At 63.3% G+C, this 2,813-nt stretch carries 6 protein-coding genes and 1 pseudogene; 3 read left to right on the forward strand and 4 right to left on the reverse strand.

Features of this window, described 5'->3' with window-relative positions; translation table 11 throughout:
• The coding region (locus ACLP25_RS23890; protein WP_442471626.1) for a recombinase family protein at window positions 1-306 on the reverse strand (306 nt) is incomplete at its 3' end.
• 98 nt (window positions 307-404) lie between these two features.
• Between ACLP25_RS23890 and ACLP25_RS23895 the strand changes: the two are divergent.
• A pseudogene (locus ACLP25_RS23895) lies at window positions 405-894 on the forward strand (Tn3 family transposase); the annotation flags it as partial.
• Between the two features lie 60 nt (window positions 895-954).
• Here ACLP25_RS23895 and ACLP25_RS23900 read toward each other — a convergent pair.
• The gene (locus ACLP25_RS23900; RefSeq protein ID WP_442471621.1) at window positions 955-1,206 is read right to left on the reverse strand and encodes a hypothetical protein; all 252 of its coding nucleotides are present in this window, start codon (window positions 1,204-1,206) and stop codon (window positions 955-957) included.
• A gap of 259 nt (window positions 1,207-1,465) precedes the next feature.
• Here ACLP25_RS23900 and ACLP25_RS23905 point away from each other — a divergent pair, with 259 nt between their 5' ends.
• A complete protein-coding gene (locus ACLP25_RS23905; protein WP_442471622.1) occupies window positions 1,466-1,858 on the forward strand; it encodes an HD domain-containing protein in 393 nt (130 codons plus the stop codon).
• 92 nt (window positions 1,859-1,950) lie between these two features.
• Here ACLP25_RS23905 and ACLP25_RS23910 read toward each other — a convergent pair whose 3' ends face one another.
• Window positions 1,951-2,178 carry a hypothetical protein gene (locus ACLP25_RS23910; protein ID WP_442471623.1) on the reverse strand — a complete coding sequence of 76 codons (228 nt, stop codon included), beginning with the start codon at window positions 2,176-2,178 and terminating at the stop codon, window positions 1,951-1,953.
• A 42-nt stretch (window positions 2,179-2,220) separates the two neighbouring features.
• On the opposite strand from ACLP25_RS23910, the gene ACLP25_RS23915 reads away from it, so the two are divergent.
• Window positions 2,221-2,490: a hypothetical protein gene (locus tag ACLP25_RS23915; RefSeq protein ID WP_442471624.1), complete on the forward strand. Its 270-nt coding sequence runs from the start codon at window positions 2,221-2,223 to the stop codon at window positions 2,488-2,490.
• Here the strand turns inward: ACLP25_RS23915 and ACLP25_RS23920 are convergent.
• On the reverse strand, window positions 2,444-2,813 hold a 370-nt coding region (locus tag ACLP25_RS23920; protein WP_442471625.1), incomplete at its 5' end, for an ATP-dependent DNA ligase. The genes ACLP25_RS23915 and ACLP25_RS23920 overlap by 47 nt on opposite strands.

The following is a 2,813-nucleotide window of genomic DNA, read 5'->3' on the forward strand; positions in this document are numbered from 1 at the left end:
GCCATCTCGAGTCCCCCACTTCAAGCGCTCCGGCTGAGGCCCGCTGCCGCGACTTCGCGGTAGACCGTGGACCGCCCAAGGCCAAGTTGGCTCGCAGCCTTCGTGGGTGAAAGCCCTGCCTCCACGAAGTTTGAGCGCGGCTTGCACCTTGTCCGTGTCTATCGGCTGGCGGCCCGGTCGTTTACCTCGCGCCCGCGCCGCCGCGATCCCGCCCTTCGTCTGCTCGGCGATCAGCCGACGCTCGAAATGCGCGATAGCGCCGAAGACGTGAAAGACCAGCTCACCGGCGGCCGAGGAGGTGTCGATCTTTTCCTAGGGCTTCCGCTTCGGCCGGGGCGACGGCCTTCAGCTCCGCGAGGTGCAGCCGCTCGTCACGCATTTCGACACCTTCAAGCTGGCCCCGCGTCGCGCCTTCGGCAATGCTGAGAAAGCTCGCCGCGTACGAGCGCCAGAATCAGCTCGATCTGGCGCTCCAGGAACTTGGCCGCATCGAGCGCACGCTTCATGCTCGACTGGCTGGAAAGCCCCGAGCTCCGTCGGCGCTGCCAAGCCGGACTGAACAAAGGGGAGCAGCACCACGCTCTCGCTCAGGCTATCTGCACGTTCAAGCCGGGAAGGATCGCGGACCGGGGCACCGAGGCGCAGCAATACAAGGCCTCGGGGCTGAACCTCCTTATCGCCGCGATCGTCTATTGGAACTCGACCTATATGGCCGATGCGGTCGTACACCTCCGCCCCACCGGCGAGCTCGTGCCGGACGAGTGGCTCACCCACACTTCGCCAGTCGGTTGGGAGCACATCGGTCTGTCGGATGATTTTCTGTGAGATAGGGCCACCGCCCTCCCTGTTGGAAGGCGATCACTCAACCTCGCTCCTCGCCGCGACGCCGCTTGAGCCGCCGTTCGTGATGCGTTCGCCCTTAGCGTTGTTTGGATAACAACCAGCGCGATGCCCTCAAATTGTAAGTGGTCGTCGCCCAATATGAGTGGCGTAACCTATCGCCTCGATCTGGCGAATGACGTCGGCGGCGTCGAGCGCGATCCGGTTGTCGTCAGGCTGAATGTCCAGTGAGGTTTTGAAGGGCGAAAGCTTGAGTAGCTCCGGGTCAAGATCGGCCGGAAAAACCTTATGGGCAACATCGGTCCCCGCAGGAACAGAGAGATATTTGTTGCCATTAAGAACGCTCTTGTAAATGTCGATTATCACAGTCGTCTCTCCTCAGCGAGGTCGGATTATAAGGGATTCGCCCTAAGATGATCCCCAACGCGACAACGAAGCCTTGGGGCGCAGTTGGAGAGTGCGCGTCTTGCTGGCCGCCCGCGACTGAGCGCAGCTGATGAGGTCAGTTTTGAACTCCGGCGGCGACCTCCGGCCCTGAACATGCACATTCAATTATGTGGCATGATGGAGTGGCATGATTGCGACGCGCCGCTCCGATGGATAGGACGGCGTTCTGAAGCCTGTTGTGGCGCGCTATCACGGCAAGCTTTCGCAAAGTTTTCGAGGTTTCATGCTGACGCCGATTCCGCGTGGAATGAATTGGGCGAAGCTTTTTCCGCGCGACGGTGAGCCAAGATATTGGCACCCATTGGAAGATCATTGCATTGATGTCGCTGCCTGCGCGGAGACTCTTCTCAACCTCCCGATCGTACGGACACGACTTGCGGGCCTTGCGGCTGTCGCGATCTTCCCGGAAGGTTGGTCGGAGCGGCTCGCCGCGCTTGCCTTCATCCACGATTTCGGAAAGGCCAATCGCTTGGCAAAAGGGGTCAATAAGCCGCGCCATGTTCGCCGGCAAACTTGCCGGCGACTGGACAACCGCATTTGCGGACAGCTTCCAACCTCACGCTACCCATAATCCCCGCAAACGCAGCCGCTTGAACGGCGGGGGGATGGGGGTGGGTATCGCCCTTGCGCTCGCTGATACAACGCGCCCGCCAGCCGGCAGGCTTAGGCCCGAGCCGCGAGATCAGTGAACCGCGCCCCACAGGGCCGGCTGAAGTCCGAGCGGCGCTCGCAGGTCGCCAGCGCCATCAGCAGATCGGGCAGGGCGATGTCGGCGCCAAATCGCTCGATCAGACCGTCAAGCCGGTAGCGCCCGGATCGGCCGCAACGCTCGCAGGTGATGTAGACGACGTCGCCGGGATAGTCGGCGAGGGCAAGTGACCCATTGCGCATTGGCCCTCCCGTCGGCGATCCTACGCTGGAGGAGGCCGCAGCATGAAACCCTCGTCCGCAGATGCCCTCGACATGTACGAGGAGGTCGCCGCCGAGTGGCTGTTGCACCAGGGCGAGGTCACGCTGGGGGACCGCTGCGACGAGCTCGACAGGTTCAGCGACGCCGCGCTGGCCGATCAGTGGGTTACCGCATGGGCCGAGCGGATCGGCAAGACCGACTTCGCGCGTCTGGTCGATGCGTTCGGGCGGCTGCGCAGCGAGGGCGTCAGCGTCTCTGAAATGCCGGGTTCTTGCTCTTCACCCAGTTCCTGACCCGGCCGCTCCAGTAGGCCCCGCCCAAACGCTTGCTGACGATCCCCTCCAGACCCATTTCGCAGGCCTTGGCGAAGACGACCGCGCCCTCAGCCTCGATCGCCTCGCTGAACATGATGGCGTTGATCCCGGCGACCAGCGCGTCCAGTTCCGCCCGGCGGACCTCCAGCGGCAGCTTGCGCCGGTCCTCGCCGTCGATGTGCAGGAGATCGAAGACGACCATCTGGGCGTCGTCCGTGCCGCGCTTGGTTCTGAGCGCCGCGAAGTCGGTGTGGCCATCGGGACGGAACACCACGGCCTCGCCGTCGAGCAGGACGTCGTCG

This window comes from Roseiarcus sp., assembly GCF_052145395.1.
Taxonomy (GTDB): Bacteria; Pseudomonadota; Alphaproteobacteria; order Rhizobiales; family Beijerinckiaceae; genus Roseiarcus.